General features: G+C 70.4%; 17 protein-coding genes and 1 riboswitch. Of the genes, 13 read left to right on the plus strand and 4 right to left on the minus strand.

Translation table 11 applies throughout. From position 1 onward, the window contains the following. The first annotated feature begins 184 nt into the window (after positions 1-184). From clsA to ABD347_RS22675, 10 genes are all read left to right on the plus strand, one after another. Positions 185-793, plus strand: a complete 609-nt coding sequence (gene clsA, locus ABD347_RS22630) for a cardiolipin synthase ClsA (RefSeq protein WP_344364275.1) — start codon at positions 185-187, stop codon at positions 791-793. Between the two features lie 122 nt (positions 794-915). After that, complete coding sequence (locus ABD347_RS22635; protein ID WP_344364277.1) at positions 916-3,411, plus strand: sugar phosphate nucleotidyltransferase; 2,496 nt, start codon at positions 916-918, stop codon at positions 3,409-3,411. Positions 3,412-3,514: 103 nt separating this feature from the next. Next, entirely contained in the window at positions 3,515-4,444 is a 930-nt protein-coding gene (locus ABD347_RS22640) for a DUF881 domain-containing protein (RefSeq protein WP_344364280.1), read from the plus strand. Beyond that, positions 4,441-4,773 (plus strand): small basic family protein, encoded by a 333-nt coding sequence (locus ABD347_RS22645; protein ID WP_064068997.1) that lies wholly within the window; start codon positions 4,441-4,443, stop codon positions 4,771-4,773. The genes ABD347_RS22640 and ABD347_RS22645 overlap by 4 nt, the downstream gene beginning before the upstream one ends. A 5-nt stretch (positions 4,774-4,778) precedes the next feature. Further along, positions 4,779-5,621 carry a DUF881 domain-containing protein gene (locus tag ABD347_RS22650; RefSeq protein ID WP_344364283.1) on the plus strand — a complete coding sequence of 281 codons (843 nt, stop codon included), beginning with the start codon at positions 4,779-4,781 and terminating at the stop codon, positions 5,619-5,621. A gap of 172 nt (positions 5,622-5,793) precedes the next feature. Beyond that, the gene (locus ABD347_RS22655; protein WP_425575745.1) at positions 5,794-6,735 is read left to right on the plus strand and encodes a double zinc ribbon and FHA domain-containing protein; all 942 of its coding nucleotides are present in this window, start codon (positions 5,794-5,796) and stop codon (positions 6,733-6,735) included. Between the two features lie 17 nt (positions 6,736-6,752). Continuing rightward, the gene (ftsR, locus tag ABD347_RS22660) at positions 6,753-7,493 is read left to right on the plus strand and encodes a transcriptional regulator FtsR (protein WP_344364285.1); all 741 of its coding nucleotides are present in this window, start codon (positions 6,753-6,755) and stop codon (positions 7,491-7,493) included. Between the two features lie 53 nt (positions 7,494-7,546). Beyond that, positions 7,547-8,020, plus strand: coding sequence for a bifunctional nuclease family protein (locus ABD347_RS22665; protein ID WP_026281837.1), 474 nt, complete (start codon positions 7,547-7,549; stop codon positions 8,018-8,020). A gap of 348 nt (positions 8,021-8,368) precedes the next feature. Then, complete coding sequence (locus ABD347_RS22670; RefSeq protein ID WP_344364295.1) at positions 8,369-9,022, plus strand: MerR family transcriptional regulator; 654 nt, start codon at positions 8,369-8,371, stop codon at positions 9,020-9,022. Positions 9,023-9,078: 56 nt separating this feature from the next. Further along, complete coding sequence (locus tag ABD347_RS22675) at positions 9,079-10,662, plus strand: DNA polymerase IV (protein ID WP_344364298.1); 1,584 nt, start codon at positions 9,079-9,081, stop codon at positions 10,660-10,662. Here the strand turns inward: ABD347_RS22675 and ABD347_RS22680 are convergent. Further along, the gene (locus tag ABD347_RS22680) at positions 10,590-10,955 is read right to left on the minus strand and encodes a PRC-barrel domain-containing protein (RefSeq protein WP_344364299.1); all 366 of its coding nucleotides are present in this window, start codon (positions 10,953-10,955) and stop codon (positions 10,590-10,592) included. The genes ABD347_RS22675 and ABD347_RS22680 overlap by 73 nt on opposite strands. 114 nt (positions 10,956-11,069) lie before the next feature. Further along, a riboswitch (glycine riboswitch) is annotated at positions 11,070-11,169 on the plus strand. 183 nt (positions 11,170-11,352) lie between these two features. On the opposite strand from ABD347_RS22680, the gene gcvP reads away from it, so the two are divergent. Continuing rightward, on the plus strand, positions 11,353-14,238 hold the full coding sequence (gene gcvP, locus ABD347_RS22685; protein ID WP_344364301.1) for an aminomethyl-transferring glycine dehydrogenase: 2,886 nt from the start codon (positions 11,353-11,355) through the stop codon (positions 14,236-14,238). A 121-nt stretch (positions 14,239-14,359) separates the two neighbouring features. On the opposite strand, the gene ABD347_RS22690 is transcribed toward gcvP, so the two are convergent. Then, positions 14,360-14,566, minus strand: a complete 207-nt coding sequence (locus ABD347_RS22690) for a DUF5999 family protein (protein WP_344364304.1) — start codon at positions 14,564-14,566, stop codon at positions 14,360-14,362. A 249-nt stretch (positions 14,567-14,815) separates the two neighbouring features. Next, positions 14,816-15,409, minus strand: coding sequence for a hypothetical protein (locus tag ABD347_RS22695; protein ID WP_344364510.1), 594 nt, complete (start codon positions 15,407-15,409; stop codon positions 14,816-14,818). Between the two features lie 520 nt (positions 15,410-15,929). Between ABD347_RS22695 and ABD347_RS22700 the strand changes: the two genes are divergently transcribed. Both ABD347_RS22700 and ABD347_RS22705 read left to right on the plus strand, forming a co-directional pair. Beyond that, entirely contained in the window at positions 15,930-17,456 is a 1,527-nt protein-coding gene (locus ABD347_RS22700; protein WP_344364307.1) for a glutamate-cysteine ligase family protein, read from the plus strand. A gap of 133 nt (positions 17,457-17,589) precedes the next feature. After that, positions 17,590-18,369, plus strand: coding sequence for a CPBP family intramembrane glutamic endopeptidase (locus tag ABD347_RS22705; RefSeq protein WP_344364310.1), 780 nt, complete (start codon positions 17,590-17,592; stop codon positions 18,367-18,369). Between the two features lie 93 nt (positions 18,370-18,462). Here the strand turns inward: ABD347_RS22705 and ABD347_RS22710 are convergent, their stop codons facing one another. After that, positions 18,463-19,272, minus strand: a complete 810-nt coding sequence (locus ABD347_RS22710) for a PhzF family phenazine biosynthesis protein (protein ID WP_344364311.1) — start codon at positions 19,270-19,272, stop codon at positions 18,463-18,465. Positions 19,273-19,398: the final 126 nt, after the last annotated feature.

Consider the following 19,398-nt stretch of genomic DNA (forward strand, 5'->3'; position numbering starts at 1 on the left):
TACTGCAGGGGGGACCCTGTGGGAGAGTAGGACACCGCCGAACAAGTTTTGGGAAAGCCCCGCACCTTCTGGTGCGGGGCTTTTCTGCGTTCCCGGAGCAGCCGGCACCCCTGTGCCTCGGCCGGTCCGCGCTGACGGTAAAGTCAGGGGGCATCGTTGGCACGTTTCCACAGGAGGCACCCGGGTGGAGGTTCAGGAGACTCGTGTTCAGACGGACCGGGTCCTCACCATCCCCAACATCCTGAGCATGGCTCGCCTTGCCGGCGTGCCACTGTTCCTGTGGCTGATTCTGCGCCCCGAGTTCGGTGGGCCCAAGAGCGACGGCTGGGCGTTGCTCGTCCTCATGCTCAGCGGTGTCAGCGACTACCTCGACGGCAAGCTCGCCCGGCGCTGGAACCAGATCAGCAGCCTGGGGCGGCTCCTCGACCCGGCGGCCGACCGGCTGTACATCCTTTCCACCCTTCTCGGTCTGACATGGCGTGAGATCCTGCCGCTCTGGGTCACCGCAGCCCTTTTGGCCCGTGAGCTGATGCTGCTGGTGATGGTGGGAATCCTCCGTCGGCACGGGTATCCCCCGCCACAGGTCAACTTCCTGGGGAAGGCCGCGACGTTCAACTTGATGTACGCCTTCCCGCTCCTCCTGCTCAGTGACGGTAGCGGTTGGCTTTCGTCACTCGCTGAAGTTTTCGGGTGGGCGTTCGCCGGATGGGGTACAACTCTGTATTGGTGGGCAGGGATCCTCTATGTGGTCCAGGTCCGCCGACTTGTCAAGGCGGATACCGCGGCCGATTGAGCCCGTCTGTCCGGTGCCATGTGGCGAGAGACAGTGTCCGTGTTCGTACCGGAGCACCGTTGTCACGCACGGACGGGTGAAGTCGGCTTGACCCTTATCGCTGCAAGGAGGACGCTTCCGACATGAAGGCCGTCGTAATGGCCGGTGGCGAGGGAACCCGCCTTCGCCCAATGACCTCGAGCATGCCCAAGCCGCTCCTGCCGGTGGCCAACCGGCCGATCATGGAGCATGTGCTGCGGCTGCTCAAGCGGCACGGGCTCAATGAGACCGTGGTGACCGTGCAGTTCCTCGCCTCGCTCGTAAAGAACTACTTCGGTGACGGCGAAGAGCTCGGCATGGAACTCACCTATGCCAATGAGGAGAAGCCACTCGGTACCGCGGGAAGCGTCAAGAATGCCGAGGAGGCACTCAAGGACGACGCCTTCGTCGTCATTTCCGGTGACGCGCTCACTGATTTCGACCTGACCGACCTCATCGCGTTCCACAAGGAAAAGGGCGCGATGGTCACGGTGTGCCTGACCCGTGTACCGAACCCTCTGGAGTTCGGTATCACCATCGTGGACGAGGAAGGAAAGGTGGAGCGCTTCCTGGAGAAGCCCACCTGGGGACAGGTCTTCTCGGACACGGTCAACACCGGCATCTACGTCATGGAGCCCGAGGTCTTCGACTATGTCGAAGCGGACGTTCCGGTCGACTGGTCCGGGGACGTCTTCCCGCAGCTCATGAAGGAGGGCAAGCCGATCTACGGCTATGTCGCCGAGGGCTACTGGGAGGACGTCGGCACCCATGAGAGCTACGTGAAGGCCCAGGCCGACGTGCTCGAGGGCAAGGTCGACGTCGAACTCGACGGTTTCGAGATCTCGCCCGGCGTCTGGGTGGCGGAGGGCGCGGAGGTGCACCCCGACGCGGTGCTTCGCGGGCCCCTCTACATCGGGGACTACGCCAAGGTCGAGGCCGGTGTGGAGATCCGCGAACACACTGTCGTCGGTTCCAACGTGGTCGTGAAGAGCGGCGCGTTCCTGCACAAGGCGGTCGTCCACGACAATGTCTACATCGGACCGCACAGCAATCTCCGCGGCTGTGTGATCGGCAAGAACACCGACATCATGCGGGCCGCTCGGATCGAGGACGGGGCTGTCATCGGTGACGAGTGCCTCGTCGGTGAAGAATCGATCGTCCAGGGCAATGTCCGGGTGTATCCGTTCAAGACCATCGAGGCCGGCGCCTTCGTCAACACCTCGGTGATCTGGGAGTCGCGCGGACAGGCACACCTGTTCGGCGCGCGTGGCGTCTCGGGCATCCTGAACGTGGAGATCACGCCCGAGCTGGCCGTACGGCTGGCCGGGGCGTACGCGACGACGCTGAAGAAGGGTGCCACGGTCACTACGGCACGTGACCACTCCCGAGGCGCGCGAGCGCTCAAGCGAGCGGTGATCTCGGCGCTCCAGGCCAGCGCCATCGATGTCCGCGACCTGGAGAACGTACCGCTGCCCGTCGCGCGGCAGCAGACTGCCCGGGGCAGCGCCGGCGGCATCATGATCCGTACGACGCCGGGCGTGCCGGACTCCGTCGACATCATGTTCTTCGACGAGCGGGGCGCCGACCTGTCCCAGGCGGGGCAGCGGAAGCTCGACCGGGTCTTCGCGCGCCAGGAGTACCGGCGGGCGTTCCCGGGCGAGATCGGTGACCTGAGCTTCCCGTCGAGCGTCTTCGACTCGTACACCGGTTCACTGCTGCGGAACGTCGATACGACGGGCATCGCCGACGCCGGCCTCAAGGTCGTCGTCGACGCGTCGAACGGCAGCGCCGGTCTCGTCCTGCCCAGCCTGTTGGGACGGCTCGGAGTGGACTCGCTGACGATCAACCCCGGCCTGGACGAGTCGCGGCCCACCGAGTCGGCGGAGTCCCGCCGTGCGGGGCTCGTACGCCTCGGCGAGATAGTGGCGTCGGCGCGCGCGGCGTTCGGCGTGCGATTCGACACCGTCGGCGAGCGGCTGTCGCTTGTCGACGAGCGCGGCCGGATCATCGAGGACGACCGGGCGCTCCTCGTGATGCTGGACCTGGTGGCCGCCGAGCGGCGCAGTGGGCGCGTGGCACTGCCCGTGACGACCACGCGGATCGCCGAGCAGGTCGCGGCGTACCACGGAACGCAGGTGGACTGGACGACGACCTCTCCGGACGACCTGACGAGGGTCGGCCGCGAGGAGTCGACGATCTTCGGCGGTGACGGTCGTGGTGGCTTCATCGTGCCGGAGTTCAGCAGCGTCTTCGACGGCACGGCGGCGTTCGTGCGGCTGATCGGCCTGGTGGCGCGTACGCAGCTCACCCTGAGCCAGATCGACGCGCGCATTCCGCGGGCGCACGTGCTCAAGCGGGACCTGGCGACGCCGTGGGCCGTCAAGGGCCTGGTGATGCGCAGGGTCGTGGAGGCGGCCGGTGACCGGCACGTGGACACCACGGACGGCGTGCGCGTGGTGGAGGCCGACGGCCGGTGGGTGATGGTGCTGCCCGACCCCGCCGAGGCCGTCACCCACCTCTGGGCGGAAGGCCCGGACGACGCGTCGGCGCAGGCCCTGCTGGACGAGTGGGCCGCCGTGGTGGACAGCGCGGGCCGCTGACACCGCGCGTGGAGAGCTGAGCCGGGAGGCGTCCTTGGGCGCCTCCCGGCTCACTGGTGGGGCCATTCGGCGGTAGCCGCTCCGACGTGCGACGATGTGCGGCATGTCGCAGCAGCCCCCCGTTCGGAGCACCGGCTCCCCGCCTCCGCGTCCCGATGCGTCCATGTCGCTGCTGACCAATGTGATGGACCACGCGCTCGATGACGGCTACGCGGAGGCCTCGGCCCGCAGGGCCTCCGAGGGCGGCGGCCTGCCCCGTACGCTCCGCGCCAAGCTGGGACTGGCGGCCGGGCTCGTACTGGCCGCGCTCGTGGTCACGCTGGGAGCCGCGCAGGCGCAGATATCGGCACCGGTGGTGGCCAAGGAGCGCGAGGAGCTCATCGACCGCATCGAGTCGGAGACCTCCGCGGCGGACGGTCTCGAGAAGCGGATCGAGTCCCTGCGCGCCGAGGTGGGGGAGCGGCAGCGCAAGGCGCTGGAGCAGCACGGCGGGGACCAGGGGCAGCTCGTCGCGCTCCTCTCGGGGGCGACGCCGGTCCACGGGCCGGGCGTCAAGCTCGTCATCGACGACGCCAAGGACACCGGCGGGGGCGGCGGGGGACCGCGGGAAAGCAGCGGTTTCGCCGACACGGGCCGGGTCCGGGACCGTGACATGCAGCGGGTCGTCAACGGGCTCTGGCAGGCCGGCGCGGAAGCCGTCGCGATCAACGGGCAGCGCCTGACCGCCCTGTCGGCGATCCGGGCGGCGGGCGACGCCATACTGGTCGACAACAAGCCGCTGGTGCCGCCGTACACGGTGCTGGCGGTAGGGGACGGAAAAAAGCTGAGCGCCACGTTCCGGGACAGCGCCGATGGGCAGTACCTGGACGTGCTGCGGGAGAACTTCGGTATCCGCACCAGCATTTCGGCCCAGGGTGAGGTGCGTCTGCCGGCCGCGCCGAGCCTGATCGTACGTACAGCACAGCCGAGCGAGGCCGGAGCCGGGACGGGTGACGGGCGGGGCACGGCCGAAACAGGGAAGGGCACATCTTGATCGCCGTACTGGGCCTCGTCGTGGGAGTCGTGGTCGGACTGTTCATCCGGCCCGAGGTGCCCGCGGTGGTCGAGCCCTATCTCCCGATCGCCGTGGTGGCCGCTCTGGACGCCGTTTTCGGGGGCTTGCGGGCCATGCTCGACGGGATCTTCGTCGACAAGGTCTTCGTCGTCTCCTTCCTGTCGAACGTCGTCGTGGCCGCGCTCATCGTCTTCCTCGGTGACAAGCTGGGCGTCGGCGCTCAGCTGTCCACCGGTGTGGTCGTCGTGCTCGGCATCCGGATCTTCTCCAACGCCGCCGCCATCCGGCGGCACGTGTTCCGGGCGTGAGGCCGATGAGCAACGAAGAGACACCCGAGCCGACTCCCGCACAGTCCCCGCACCGGGATTCCGCCGCGAAGCCGGCCCCGGGCCCGCAGCCGGAACCGACGCCGGGAGCGGAGCCGCAGGCGTCCGCGCCGACCGGCCGGCAGCGGCTGCTGGCGGGGCTGTGGCCGCCGCGCGTCACCCGGGCGCAACTCATCGTGGCCGTCCTGCTGTTCGGCCTGGGGCTGGGCCTGGCCATCCAGGTCCGTTCGACCAGCGACACCGGTGCGCTGCGCGGGGCGCGCCAGGAGGACCTGGTGCGCATCCTCGACGAGCTCGACGACCGTACCCAGCGCCTGGAGGACGAGAAGGCGCGCCTGGAGGCCCAGCGCACGGAGCTGGAGAACAGCTCCGACCAGGCGGAGGAGGCCCGCAGGCAGACGCTGGAGAAGGAGCGGCAGCTGGGGATCCTGGCCGGTACCGTGGCGGCCCAGGGACCCGGCATCACGCTCACCATCGACGACGGCGCCGGAGCGGTCGAGTCGGACATGCTCCTCGACGCGATCCAGGAGCTGCGGGCGGCCGGGGCCGAGGCGATCCAGGTCAATGGCGTCAGGGTCGTCGCCGACTCGTACTTCTCCGGCGACGCCGGGGACATAGAGGTGGACGGCCGGAAGATCAAGGCGCCGTACCGCTTCAAGGTGATCGGCAAACCGCAGGACCTCGAACCGGCGCTGAACATCCCGGGAGGCGTCGTACAGACGCTGGAGAAGGAACAGGCCACCGCCACGGTCACCCGGTCGAAGAAGATCGTCGTGGACGCCTTGCGACCGGCGGAGCGGCCTGACTACGCTCGGTCGTCATCGCAGTGAGGCGGGGGTGCATGGGGGTCACGCGGCAGGAGCCTGTCGTCGGTGGGCGGCCGGAACGGAGCGCGGGAACGGGGTCCGGTGTGTGCGCACGCGTGACGGGAACCGGAAGAGGGGCGCCGGGTCGCGGGGTTGCGGGGGGTCGGCGCATCACATACGTGGTGCGTGATGGAAACTGTCCGGAGGTTACGGACGTTGTGATGATGTCCGGGTCGGCAGGTGTGTTCATTCAGGGTTCGTCCTGCCCCACGGGCGGGTCTGTTTCGTTCAAGGGGAATCGCCCGTGAAGTTGTTTGCGAAGTTGTTCGGCAAGAGCGCACGCGAGGACGGCGGCAACGCCGCCAAGCATCGCGCGCCGCGCCATGACCAGAGCGAGGAGCAGGGTGGCGAGCGCCCGCTCTTCCGTGACGAGGTTGCGCGTCCGGGTGGTGACATTCCGGGGGGCCAGGGCGCGTCTGTTGACCCTGCCGGTTCCGGCCGCATAGGTTTCGGGGACCCATCAACCTCGAGTACGGGTGGAGGGTTTACGCCCGACCCGTACGCGACGAGTGCCCACGCGGGCCAGCCGCGGCAGGAGGATTCGTCCATGCCGGTGTGTACGAGGTGCGGACACCGCAACGCCGAGGCGAGCCGGTTCTGCTCCAACTGCGGTGCGCCGCTGCGCGGAGGTGCTCCGGCGGAGCGCGCGTCGGAGACGACGTCGACGATCTCGATCTCCGGCCTGGAGGCGTACGACTCCGAGGTCACCGGCCAGACGCAGCTGCCGTCGCTGTCCCCGGAGGCGCAGGCGGCGGTCGAGGCGCTGCCGCTGGGTTCGGCGCTCCTGGTGGTTCGGCGCGGTCCGAACTCGGGCAGCCGTTTCCTGCTGGACAGCGATCTCACCACGGCCGGGCGGCACCCGCAGAGCGACATCTTCCTTGACGACGTGACCGTGTCGCGTCGCCACGTGGAGTTCCGCAGGGCGCCCGACGGCAGTTTCACCGTGTCGGACGTCGGCAGTCTCAACGGCACCTACGTCAACCGTGAGCGGATCGACTCGGTTCCGCTGTCGAACGGTGACGAGGTGCAGATCGGCAAGTACCGGCTGGTCTTCTACGCGAGCCAGCGGGGCGTGTGACCCGGCAGGGGAGGCCCATGCTGCGAACCACGACGGGCGGCGCCGGCAACGGCGCCGCCGAGCAGCTGGTGAGCATCGGGACGGTGCTCAACCAGCTGCGCGAGGAGTTTCCCGAAGTTACGATCTCCAAGATCAGGTTTCTGGAGGCGGAGGGGCTCGTCGAGCCGCAGAGGACGGCTTCCGGATACCGGAAGTTCAGCACGCGCGATGTGGAGCGGCTGGCGCGCATTCTGCGGATGCAGAGGGACCACTACCTGCCGCTGAAGGTGATCCGGGAGCATCTGGACGCGGTCGAGCGGGGCGAGCAGGTGGAGCTGCCGACCCCTCCTGGGCCCCAGCGCGACTCGCTGGACGGTGATCCGTGGGACGCGGCGCAGGACCGTCCGACCGCTGCCAGGGTCGGCCGGGCGGAGCTCCTGGCCGCCGCGGGCGCCGGTGAGGAGGAGCTCGCCGAGTGGGAGGCGTACGGCCTTGTGGTGCAGGGTGTCGACGGCGGGTACGACGCCGAGGCGGTGACCGTGGCGAAACTCGTCGCGGATCTGGGAAGATTCGGTCTGGAACCGCGCCATCTGCGGGCGGTGAAGGCCGCCGCCGAGCGTGAGGCGGGACTGGTCGAGCAGGTCGTCGCTCCCTTGCGCAGGCACCGTAATCCGCAGACCAGGGCCCATGCCGAGGCGACCGCGAAGGAGCTGGCGGCACTGTCCGTGCGACTGCACGCGGCGCTGGTCCAGACGGCTCTCGGCGTCCGCTTGCCCTGATCTTGACAGGGCCCGACTATCCAAACCGGTCCGGCACGTCCTAGGGTTGCAATGTGAACGAGCTCGATGTTGTCGGTGTCCGGGTGGAAATGCCGTCCAACCAGCCGATCGTGCTCCTGCGTGAAGTGGGAGGCGACCGGTACCTCCCGATCTGGATCGGTCCGGGTGAGGCGACGGCGATCGCCTTCGCCCAGCAGGGCATGGCTCCCGCCCGGCCGCTCACTCATGACCTTTTCAAGGATGTGCTCGAGGCCGTCGGCCAGGAGCTGACCGAGGTCCGCATCACGGACCTGCGGGAAGGGGTCTTCTACGCGGAGCTGGTCTTCGCCAGCGGTGTGGAGGTGAGCGCCAGGCCCTCCGACGCCATAGCGCTGGCCCTGCGCACCGGGACCCCGATCTACGGGAGCGACGGCGTGCTCGACGACGCCGGAATCGCCATCCCGGACGAGCAGGAGGACGAAGTGGAGAAGTTCCGCGAGTTCCTCGACCAGATCTCGCCCGAGGACTTCGGTTCCAGCAGTCAGTGAGACCGATGGGCCCGTCTGCGGTGGAGCCGCAGGCGGGCACCGTGCTGTCGGTGAGGTCCGCGCACCACGGTCGTCCGGCGAGGAGGGACCGGTGCCGCGCTGTCCGCCTCCGCGGCACTGACTCCGCTTCTCCGCCACTGTCTCCGTGCGGCACCGGGGTCGGCCGTCGTGGAAGACCGTCATAGAAGGGGTGTTTCAGCCCATTCGAGTAGCCTTTCCCGGTTTTGGGATACGGGAAACCACTCTCAGGGTGATTATCACTCGGCGTGCCGAGTGTGGCGATCGTTGACGCACCCCTGGTGACTGCCTACCGTCGAGATGGCAGGTCAAGGACGGAGGGTCGGCGTGATGAGCAGCGGCGACGGTGCGACTGGGGGCCTCCCCGGACGAAGTCTGGGGCAGAGCGGGCCGTATCCGCTTCACGGGGGTGCGGCCGACCCGCTCCACGCGGGCGTGGCCGGTGTGGGTGCCGGCGCGGGGCAGGGGCACGAGGACGATCCGGAGACCGACACGATCGGATACCGGGGGCCCACCGCCTGCGCGGCCGCGGGTATCACGTACCGGCAGCTGGACTACTGGGCGCGGACCGGGCTGGTCGAGCCGAGTGTGCGGCCCGCGTACGGATCCGGGACGCAGCGGCTCTACAGCTTTCGCGACGTGGTCGTCCTGAAGATCGTCAAGCGCTTCCTGGACACGGGTGTCGCGTTGCAGAACATTCGCACGGCCGTCCAGCACCTGCGGGCGCGGGGCTTTCGCGACCTGGAGCGGATGACGCTGATGAGCGACGGCGCGACGGTCTACGAGTGCTCGTCGCCCGCTGAGGTCGTCGATCTGCTCCAGGGCGGCCAGGGGGTCTTCGGGATCGCCGTGGGCGTGGTGTGGCGGGATGTCGAAGCGGCGCTCTCGCAGCTGCACGGGGAACGTGTCGACACCGGAGAGACGCTCGTGGGGCAGAACCCGTCGGACGAGCTGGCGCGCCGGAGGCGTGACAGGGCCGTCTGATGGCCCCGCCCCCGCGTGCGGGGCGATTGTCAGTGGCGTAGGGCAGCATCGATGGTGTGAGAGCCGCGCCGACGATCCTGCATCTGGACATGGATGCCTTCTACGCGGCCGCCGAGCAGGCGGCGAAGCCCAGTCTGCGCGGGAAGCCGGTGGTCGTCGGAGGGCTGGGGCCGCGCGGGGTCGTCGCCACCGCGTCGTACGAGGCGAGGCGTTTCGGGGTGCACTCGGCGATGCCGATGGCGCAGGCGCGGCGGCTGGCGCCGAACGCCGCGTACCTGGTGCCGCGCTTCTCGCTGTACCGGGCGGTGAGCGAACAGGTCATGGAGCTGTTGCGGCGGCTGTCGCCCCTCGTGGAGCCGCTCAGCCTCGACGAGGCCTTCGTGGATCTGGAGGCCGGGGGCTCGGCAACGGACGCGGTCACCGCGCGCGCGGCCGGCGAGCGGCTGCGCGGGGACATCAGGGCGGTCACGGGGCTCACCGGGTCGGTGGGACTGGCCGGCTCCAAGATGATCGCGAAGATCGCGTCCGAGGAGGCCAAGCCGGACGGGCTGGTGCTGATCGAGCCGGGGACGGAGCGGGAGCTGCTGGGCCCCAAGTCGGTACGGATCCTGCCGGGGGTGGGGCCCGCCACGGGTGAGCACCTGAGACGGGCCGGGATGACGACGGTGGCGGACCTGGCCGGGGCGGGTGAGGACGAGCTCGTACGGCTGCTGGGAAAGGCGCACGGGGAGTCGCTGTACCGGATGGCGATGGGGTACGACGACCGGCCGGTGGTGGCGGAGCGGGACGCCAAGTCCGTGTCGGTGGAGGACACCTTCGACGTGGACCTGCACGACCGGGTGCGGGTGCGGATGGAGGTGGAGGGGCTGGCCGAGCGGTGCGTGCAGCGGTTGCGGGGCGCGGGGCGGTCGGGGCGCACGGTGGTGCTGAAGGTGCGGAGGTACGACTTCTCGACGCTGACCCGGTCGGAGACGCTGCGGGGACCGACCGACGACCCCGTGGTGGTGCGGGAGGCGGCGGCGCGGCTGCTGGAGGGGGTGGACACGACCGGTGGCGTGCGGTTGCTGGGCGTCGGTGTCACGGGTCTCGCGGACTACACGCAGGAGGACCTGTTCGCCCAGGCCGCGGCGGAGCGTGCGGATGCGCGGGCGGACGGGGCGGAGGTGGAGCGGCCGGCCGGGGTCGCCGGGGGCGCGGTGTCGGCGGGGCGGGGCGGGGAGGGCGGCTCGGGGGCCGGCGGGCCGGGTGTGCCGGCGGCGGAGGTGGTCGCGCCGGCCGCGCCCGGTGACCGCGAGGGCGGCCGGCTCTGGGCGGGTGGCGCGGAGGGGGCGGCGGGCCCTGCCCGAGGGGTGGCGGGTGCGGCGGAGGCGGGCAGGGAGGAGCGGCGGTGGGTCGCCGGGCAGGACGTGCGGCATGCCGGCTACGGGGCCGGGTGGGTCCAGGGCAGCGGGCTCGGGAGAGTGACCGTGCGCTTCGAGGAGCCCTGGTCGGAGCCCGGGAGGGTGCGGACGTTCCGGTCCGACGACCCGGACCTGGAGCCGTCCGATCCGCTGCCTCTGGTGCCGGATCAGTCCTCCTGGCCGGCGAGCCTGCCGAAGTCCCGGTCGGTGGACGGGGGCGGCGGAATCGCCAGGCCGTAGTGGTGGTAGAGCTGGAGCTCCTGCTCGGGCGAGAGGTGACGGCCGACGCCGAAGTCCGGCGCGTCCTTGATCAGGGCGCGCTCGAAGGGGACGTGCAGGCCGTCCTCGGCCACGTCGCTGGGTTCGAGGGGGACGAAGGCGTCGCGGCTGAACAGGCCCGTCCGTACGGCCGCCCACTCGGGCACGCCCGTCGCGTCGTCCAGGTAGACCTCGTCGATTGTTCCGATCTTGTGGCCGTCGCGGTCGAAGGCCTTGCGGCCGATCAGGCTGCGCGGATCGATGTCGGTCTGCACGGTTCCTCCAGATGGTCGCAACCGCTCCTCACGTACTACCAAAGTGCACATCGGTGACGTCGGCCACTCGAGGGATCGGGCGCGGACCGCGCTGGTAGGCTGGCAGACGGCCGCTGACCCCGTGCGGGAGAGTCCTCCGGAGAATCCTTTCGGAGGCGCCGAAGGAGCAAATCCTCCCCGGAATCTCTCAGGCACCCGGTACCGCACGGACGAGGTCACTCTGGAAAGCAGGGCGGGCGTCGGACGGCATCCGCTCTCACCGACGGTGAAAGCCGGTCCGTCCCGTTCCCGGGAGGTGCCGGTGAAGCTCTCAGGTCGAGATGACAGAGGGGGAGGCCGTCCGGGCACCCGCGCCGTGGTGCCCCTCGCAGGTCGTATCGACCAGGAGGCCTCCGCAATGACCGCCAACCGCATTCCGCTCTCCGTACTCGAACAGGGCATCCCGTTCGAGCAGCGGCACATCGGGCCCGACGAGGAGGCCCGCGCCAAGATGCTGGCGCAGGTCGGCTACGGTTCGCTCGACGAGCTCACGGCCGCCGCGGTGCCGGACGTGATCAAGAGCGCCGAGGCCCTCGGTCTGCCCGACGCGCGTACCGAGGCCGAGGTCCTGGCCGAGCTCCGCTCGCTCGCCGACCGCAACCAGGTGCTCGCCCCCATGATCGGCCTCGGCTACTACGGCACCTTCACGCCGCCGGTCGTCCTGCGCAACGTCATGGAGAACCCCGCCTGGTACACCGCGTACACGCCGTACCAGCCGGAGATCTCGCAGGGCCGCCTGGAGGCGCTGCTCAACTTCCAGACGATGGTCGCCGACCTGACCGGTCTGCCCACGTCCGGCGCCTCGCTGCTCGACGAGGGCACCGCCGCGGCCGAGGCGATGTCGCTGGCCCGTCGCGTCGGCAAGGTCAAGAACGGTGTCTTCCTGGTCGACGCCGACGCCCTGCCGCAGACCATCGCCGTCATCGAGACCCGCGCGGAGCCGACCGGTGTCGAGGTCGTCGTCGCCGACCTGAGCGAGGGCATCCCGGCGGAGGTCGCCGAGCGCGGTGTCTTCGGCGTGCTGTTGCAGTACCCCGGTGCCTCCGGTGCCGTGCGGGACATCAAGGCCGTCATCGACCAGGCGCACGAGCTCGGCGCGGTCGTCACCGTCGCCGCCGACCTGCTGGCGCTGACCCTGCTCACGTCGCCCGGCGAACTGGGTGCCGACATCGCGGTGGGCACCACCCAGCGTTTCGGCGTGCCGATGGGCTTCGGCGGTCCGCACGCCGGTTACATGGCCGTGCGCGACACGTTCGCCCGCAGCCTGCCGGGCCGGCTCGTCGGCGTCTCCGTCGACGCCGACGGCAACAAGGCGTACCGCCTGGCGCTGCAGACCCGTGAGCAGCACATCCGCCGCGAGAAGGCCACCAGCAACATCTGCACCGCACAGGTGCTGCTCGCCGTCATGGCCGGCATGTACGCCGTCTACCACGGTCCCGAGGGACTGCGGCAGATCGCCCGGCGTGTCCACCGCTACGCGGTCGTCCTCGCCGAGGGCCTGCGAGCCGGGGGCGTGGAGGTCGTGCACGGCACGTTCTTCGACACCGTGACCGTACGCGTGCCCGGCAAGGCGGCCCAGGCCGTCGCCGCCGCCCGCGAGAACGGGGTGAACGTGCGCCTCGTCGACGCCGACCACGTCTCCGTGGCCTGCGACGAGACGACCGGCCGCGCCCAGATCGCCGCCGTGTGGGACGCCTTCGGCGCGCGCGGTGACATCGAGGCGCTGGACGCCGCCACCGCCGACGTCCTGCCCGAGGCGTGCCTGCGCTCCGACGAGTACCTCACGCACCCCGTCTTCCACGCGCACCGCTCCGAGACGGCGATGCTGCGCTACCTGCGCAGGCTGGCCGACCGTGACTACGCGCTGGACCGCGGGATGATCCCGCTCGGCTCCTGCACCATGAAGCTGAACGCGACCACCGAGATGGAGCCGGTGACCTGGCCGGAGTTCGGCCACATGCACCCCTTCGCGCCGGTCGACCAGGCGCAGGGCTACCTGACCCTCATCCGTGAGCTGGAGGAGCGCCTCGCCGAGGTGACCGGCTACGACAAGGTCTCCATCCAGCCGAACGCCGGTTCGCAGGGCGAGCTGGCCGGTCTGCTCGCCGTCCGCGCGTACCACCGTGCCAACGGCGACTCGCAGCGCACGGTCTGCCTGATCCCCTCCTCCGCGCACGGCACCAACGCGGCCAGCGCCGTCATGGCCGGGATGAAGGTCGTGGTCGTCAAGACCGCCGACGACGGTGAGATCGACGTCGAGGACCTGCGCGCCAAGATCGAGCAGTACCGCGACGAACTGTCCGTGCTGATGATCACCTACCCGTCCACGCACGGCGTGTTCGAGGAGCACGTCGCGGACATCTGCGCCCAGGTCCACGAGGCCGGCGGTCAGGTGTACGTGGACGGTGCCAACCTCAACGCCCTGGTGGGGCTGGCGAAGCCCGGCCAGTTCGGTGGCGACGTCTCGCACCTGAACCTGCACAAGACGTTCTGCATCCCGCACGGCGGCGGCGGCCCCGGTGTCGGCCCGGTCGGCGTCCGGGAGCACCTCGCCCCGTACCTGCCCAACCACCCGCTCCAGCCCAGCGCGGGACCGGACACGGGCGTCGGCCCGATCTCGGCCGCCCCGTGGGGCTCGGCGGGCATCCTGCCGATCTCCTGGGCGTACGTACGGCTGATGGGTGGCGAGGGCCTCAAGCGGGCGACGCAGGTCGCCGTCCTCGCGGCCAACTACATCGCCAAGCGCCTGGAGCCGCACTACCCCGTGCTCTACACCGGCCCGGCCGGGCTCGTCGCCCACGAGTGCATCGTGGACCTGCGGCCCATCTCCAAGACGACCGGCGTCAGCGTCGACGACATCGCCAAGCGGCTGATCGACTACGGCTTCCATGCCCCGACCATGTCGTTCCCGGTGGCCGGCACGCTGATGATCGAGCCGACCGAGAGCGAGGACCTGGCCGAGCTGGACCGGTTCTGCGACACGATGATCGCCATCCGCGCGGAGATCGAGAAGGTCGCGTCGGGCGAGTGGCCCGCGGACGACAACCCGCTGCGCAACGCCCCCCACACGGCGGCCGCGCTGGGCGGCGAGTGGTCGCACGCGTACAGCCGTGAGGAGGCGGTCTTCCCGGCCGGTGTCTCGGCGGCGGACAAGTACTGGCCGCCGGTGCGCCGCATCGACGGAGCGTTCGGCGACCGCAACCTGGTCTGCTCCTGCCCGCCGCTGGACGAGTACGACAACTGACGGCGACGGCGAAGGGCCGGTGCGGAGGTGATGGACTCCGTACCGGCCCTTCGCCGTGCGGTGGGTGGTTCTGTGCGGTGCGGGTGGTGTTCTCGCGGTGCCGGTGGTGCTGTGCGGTGCCTCAGGCGGCCGTCACGACCTTGGAGGCGCTCAGCGGTCGGTGCGGCGCGATGATCTGGCCGTCCGGCAGCAGTTCACCGGTGTCCTCGAAGAGCAGGACGCCGTTGCACAGCAGGCTCCAGCCCTGTTCCGGGTGGTGAGCCACCAAGCGGGCCGCCTCCCTGTCGGCGGAGTCGGCGGACGGACAGGCTGGCTGGTGCTGGCACATGGGTTGGTTCTTTCGCTGCGGTGTGGTGTGTGTCCTGCGGCTCGATGCGGTGTTCATCGCCGCCCCCCCGTTTGTCGGTCGGTCCGTTCCCAGTGTTGCCCCACCGGCGTCAATCCGCAGGGATTTCGCGGCAGCGCTTCCTACTGCTTAATGACGTGTCACCCGCGCGGATGGTTCAGCTCAACCGCACTGTCCCTTCGGGTGGTTCGGGATGGCCTTACCGGGCTAGTCCGAACGGACCGGCGGGCGTCACGCGGTTGACTCCAGCAGCGGCGGAGGGATCAGCCGCAGTGTCAGGACCGGCAGGAGGTCGGCGACCCGGTACGGCAGGTGCGAGGCGATCCCGGGGGGTGCGGGAGCCAGCGGGATCAGGAGATCCGCCGGGGCCGGCGCGCCGGTGGCCGGATCGGCCTCCGTGTCCCCGTGCAGCCAGAGCGTCAGCATGTACAGGTCGGGTACGGACAGCAGGCGCGGCTGGTGGCGGGTCGCCATGGACTCCGCCTGGCGCACGGCCCGCTCCGTCGAAGCGAGGTACGGCCCTTCGAAGAAGTGGGAGAAGGACCAGCCGCCCGGGGTGAGGACGGTGTCCGCGGCGGCCACCGGGCGGTCGCCGCCGCGGATCAGGAACCGCCAGCCGGCCAGCCGGGTCCGCGGTGAGCCGGCGGGCGGAGCGATCGGGTCACGGACGTCCAGGACGTGCAGGGGCAGCGGGAGTTCCGGGCTCAATGGTCCCTGGACGGACCGGAGAGCGGGGGTGTGGGCCTCGCGGACGGCGGGGGAGCCGAGTGCCGCGAGGACACTGCGCAGGGCAGGCGCGGGGGCAGGGGAGACGTGCAGCGGCATGGTGGGTCGCCTCTCAGTCAAGAGACAGGGTGATGCGGGGGAGGTGCGGACGGCGGTGTCAGCTTCGGGGTCAGAGGGTGCCGGAGGGACCGTTGGGCCGTGGCCGGGCTCGACTCTCTGCCTCGTCCGGAGTTTATACGACACGTGTTCACACAATGTTTCCGCTAGCCGTCGGCGATATTACCGTCAAGGCTGAAACGGGTCTTTGATTTGCGGCGTTTCTGTGTATTTCCCGTGATGGCCGAGCCGCTGCCTGCGGTGTTGCCCGGGGCGCGGTAGGCCGAATGGCGCCACCGTTTCCACCGGCGGGGTGCGGCGCTCCGGGCGGTCGCGGCCGGTGTCGGCCGCCGGTAACTGCGCGCTGCCTCATGCCTCCGGTATGTGCCGGACAAACAATGTATCCAGCCTACCGCCCAAGCCCTTGTCCGCGCGGGCGTTACAGATCAGCCCGGCTGGGCATTATCGTCCGTGACGCGGGCGGACGATGCCGCGCGCCGCCCACTCGAGGAGGGACCCTTCGATGGGGGAGAAGATCGCGGCAGGCGGCTTCGACCTGTCCGATCGGCAGAGGTACCGCAGGAAACTCCAGGAGTGCCTGACGGGACTGGAGCGACTCCTTGCCGACAAGAGGTTCGATCGGCCGCGGAATCTCGTGGGTCTGGAGATCGAGCTGAATCTGGCCGGCGCCGACGGCATGCCCCGGATGATGAATGCCGAGGTGCTGGAGCGCATCGCGAGCCGGGATTTCCAGACGGAACTCGGAATGTTCAATCTGGAAGTGAACATTGCCCCGCACCGGCTCGGCGGGCGGGTCTTCGACCAGCTCGCCGAGGAGCTGCGCACCGGATTGGCGTACGCGCACCGCAAGGCGCAGGAGGTCGACGCCGGCATTGTGATGATCGGAATTCTTCCGACCCTCTCGCAGGAGGACCTGGTCTCCACGAACCTCTCCGACGTCGACCGCTACCGACTGCTGAACGACGAGATCGTGGCCGCGCGGGGCGAGGACTTCACCCTCGACATCGAGGGGGTGGAGCGGCTGAGCTGCACGGCGAGCTCCATCGTCCCCGAAGCGGCGTGCACCTCCGTACAGCTCCACCTCCAGGTGACGCCCGAGCGGTTCGCCGACGTCTGGAACGCCGCGCAGGCCGTCGCGGCCGTACAGATCGCGGTGGGTGCCAACGCGCCCTTCCTCTTCGGCCGCGAGCTGTGGCGCGAGTCGCGTCCACCGCTGTTCACCCAGGCCACGGACACCCGCCCGCCCGAACTGCAGGCGCAGGGGGTGCGGCCGCGTACCTGGTTCGGGGAGCGCTGGGTCTCCTCGGCGTACGAACTCTTCGAGGAGAACGTCCGGTACTTCCCCGCCCTGCTGCCGATCTGCGACGACGAGGAGCCGCTGCGCGTCCTCGACGAGGGCGGGATCCCGAGCCTCGGGGAGCTGGCCCTGCACAACGGCACCGTCTACCGCTGGAACCGGCCGGTGTACGGAGTGGTGGACGGCGTCCCGCACCTGCGCGTCGAGAACCGGGTGCTCCCGGCCGGACCCACGGTCGACGACGTCCTGGCCAACGCCGCCTTCTACTACGGTCTGGTCCGCGCGCTCGCCGAGGAGACCCGGCCGGTGTGGAGGCGGCTGTCGTTCGAGGACGCCGCCGCGAACTTCGACGCGGCCTGCCGGCACGGCATCGACGCGGAGCTGCGCTGGCCGCGCCCAGGGAGGGGCGGCGGGGTCACCACGGTGCCGGCGGTGAAACTGGTCCGGGACGAACTGCTGCCGCTCGCCGCCGCGGGCCTCGACGCCTGGGGCGTGGAGCGCACCGACCGCAAGCGGTACCTCGGCATCATCGAGGAGCGGTGCAAGCGGCGGGTGAACGGAGCGTCCTGGCAGGTGGACACCTTTCACCGGGCGCTGGAGGCGGGACTGGGGAGGGAGGCCGCGCTGGCCGCGACCACCCGCCAGTACTGCCGACTGATGCGCCAGGGCAACCCGGTGCACACCTGGCCGGTCGGGTTCCCGGGACGGCCCGAGGCGCAGCTGGAGGCCTGAGGGGAGCGCCTGGGCGGGGAGCCTGGGCGGGGAGCGCCGGGGCGGGAGCCGTCCGCCCCGGCTGGGTTCCCGGTGCGATCGTCGGGCAAGCTGTGACACCCATGGCGGTCGACCGAGGCAGGTGTGCGCGTACGTGGCCGGATCTCTTCCCGCGGAGGGCGTGGGGACGCGGACCCTGCGGTCCGAGACGCTGCTCGTCCTGGCGCTCTCCCTGGGGGCGAGCGGGGTCTCGGCGCTGATCAGCTTCGTCGGTTCGCTGACGAGACCGGGCGGGCTCAAGGAACAGGCGGCGACGCTCAACGGCTCTTACGCGCCCGGGCGCCCCTGGCTCGACCTGGCCTGGCAGCTCTTCGGGATCGCCTCCGCGCTGGTGCCGGTCCTGCTGGTGGCGCACCTGCTGACGCGCGAGGGCGCGGGGCTGCGGACGATCGGGTTCGACCGCGGCCGCCCGTGGCCGGACCTGGGGCGCGGGGCACTGGTCGCGGCCGGCATCGGCAGCGCGGGGCTCGCCTTCTACCTGGCCGCGCGGGCCGGCGGGGCGAACCTGACGGTGGTGCCGGAGGCGCTGCCCGACGTGTGGTGGAAGTACCCGGTGCTGATCCTGTCGGCGGTGCAGAACTCCGTGCTGGAGGAGGTCATCGTCGTCGGGTACCTGTTGCGCAGACTGGACCAGTTGGGATGGAGCCCCATGGCGGCGCTGGTGACGAGTTCGGTGCTGCGGGGGTCGTACCACCTGTACCAGGGCGTGGGCGGGTTCATCGGGAACATGGTGATGGGCGCGGTCTTCGTGCTGCTATACCGGCGGTGGGGGCGGGTGGGCCCGCTGGTGGTGGCGCACGCGCTGCTCGACATCGTGGCGTTCGTCGGTTACGCGCTGCTCGCGGGCCGGGTGGGGTGGCTGCCCACGGCGTGAGGCGGTCGGGCGGTGAGGCGGTCGGGCGGTGAGGCGGTGAGGACGGCGAAGGGGGCGTACGGGGAGTTCCGTACGCCCCCTTCGCCGTCGTCGTCACGCCAGCAGGTCGCCCTCGATGACCGTCACCGCGTTGCCGGTCAGCAGCGTCCGCCCGCCGGACAGAGCCGTCCGCACCAGCCCGGTGCGGGCGCCGCCCTGGAGACCGGTCAGCCGGTCGCGGCCGAGGCGGGCCGACCAGAAGGGCGCGAGCGCGGTGTGCGCGCTGCCCGTCACCGGGTCCTCGTCGATGCCGAGGGCCGGGAAGAAGCAGCGCGAGACGAAGTCGTACCCGCGCTCCGGGTTCTCGGCGGCGGCGGTGGCGATGACGCCGCGCTCCGACATGGACGCCAGGGCGGCGAGGTCCGGCGCGAGGCACCGTACGGACCGTTCGTCCGGCAGCTCGACCAGAAGGTCGCCGATGTGCGGCGCCGTGTCGTGAACGCCGAGGACGGCGGAGCCGAGTGCCTCGGCGAGGCCGTCGGGGGCCGGGACGGGATCCAGCGTCGAGGTCGGGAAGTCCAGCGTGATGGAGCCGTCCTCGGCCGCGGTGGCGGAGAGGATGCCGCACCGCGCCGTGAAGCGGACGGTGCCGGTCGCGCGTGCGGTGGTGTGCAGGACGTGTGCGGTGGCGAGTGTGGCGTGGCCGCACATGTCGACCTCGGCGACCGGCGTGAGCCAGCGCAGCGCCCAGTCGGCCTCGCCGCCCGGGGGCAGGGGGTGGGCGAAGGCCGTCTCGGAGAGGTTGACCTCCGCGGCGACCTTCTGGAGCCACTGGTCGTCCGGGAAGGCGTCCAGCAGTACGACACCTGCCGGATTGCCGGAGAAGGGACGGTCGGTGAAGGCGTCGACGATTCGAATCCGCATGCCCCGACCGTAGGGGCGGGCGTGTCCCGGGCACCAAGGCCAATTCCGCCCGGCTGGACCGATGACCTGTCGCACCGAGGATTCCGTGGACGCGTGGACGCGTGGACGCGTGGATCCCTGGGTTTT

Source organism: Streptomyces gobitricini (assembly GCF_039532985.1).
GTDB classification, from domain to species: domain Bacteria; phylum Actinomycetota; class Actinomycetes; order Streptomycetales; family Streptomycetaceae; genus Streptomyces; species Streptomyces gobitricini.

Coding starts and splice junctions, on each gene's coding strand:
- ABD347_RS22635 (WP_344364277.1), top strand. CDS start 916: ATGAAGGCCGTCGTAATGGCCGGTGGCGAGGGAACCCGCCTTCGCCCA.
- ABD347_RS22640 (WP_344364280.1), top strand. CDS start 3,515: ATGTCGCAGCAGCCCCCCGTTCGGAGCACCGGCTCCCCGCCTCCGCGT.
- ABD347_RS22650 (WP_344364283.1), top strand. CDS start 4,779: ATGAGCAACGAAGAGACACCCGAGCCGACTCCCGCACAGTCCCCGCAC.
- ftsR (WP_344364285.1), top strand. CDS start 6,753: ATGCTGCGAACCACGACGGGCGGCGCCGGCAACGGCGCCGCCGAGCAG.
- ABD347_RS22670 (WP_344364295.1), top strand. CDS start 8,369: ATGAGCAGCGGCGACGGTGCGACTGGGGGCCTCCCCGGACGAAGTCTG.
- gcvP (WP_344364301.1), top strand. CDS start 11,353: ATGACCGCCAACCGCATTCCGCTCTCCGTACTCGAACAGGGCATCCCG.
- ABD347_RS22690 (WP_344364304.1), bottom strand. CDS start 14,566: ATGTGCCAGCACCAGCCAGCCTGTCCGTCCGCCGACTCCGCCGACAGG.
- ABD347_RS22695 (WP_344364510.1), bottom strand. CDS start 15,409: ATGCCGCTGCACGTCTCCCCTGCCCCCGCGCCTGCCCTGCGCAGTGTC.
- ABD347_RS22700 (WP_344364307.1), top strand. CDS start 15,930: ATGGGGGAGAAGATCGCGGCAGGCGGCTTCGACCTGTCCGATCGGCAG.
- ABD347_RS22710 (WP_344364311.1), bottom strand. CDS start 19,272: ATGCGGATTCGAATCGTCGACGCCTTCACCGACCGTCCCTTCTCCGGC.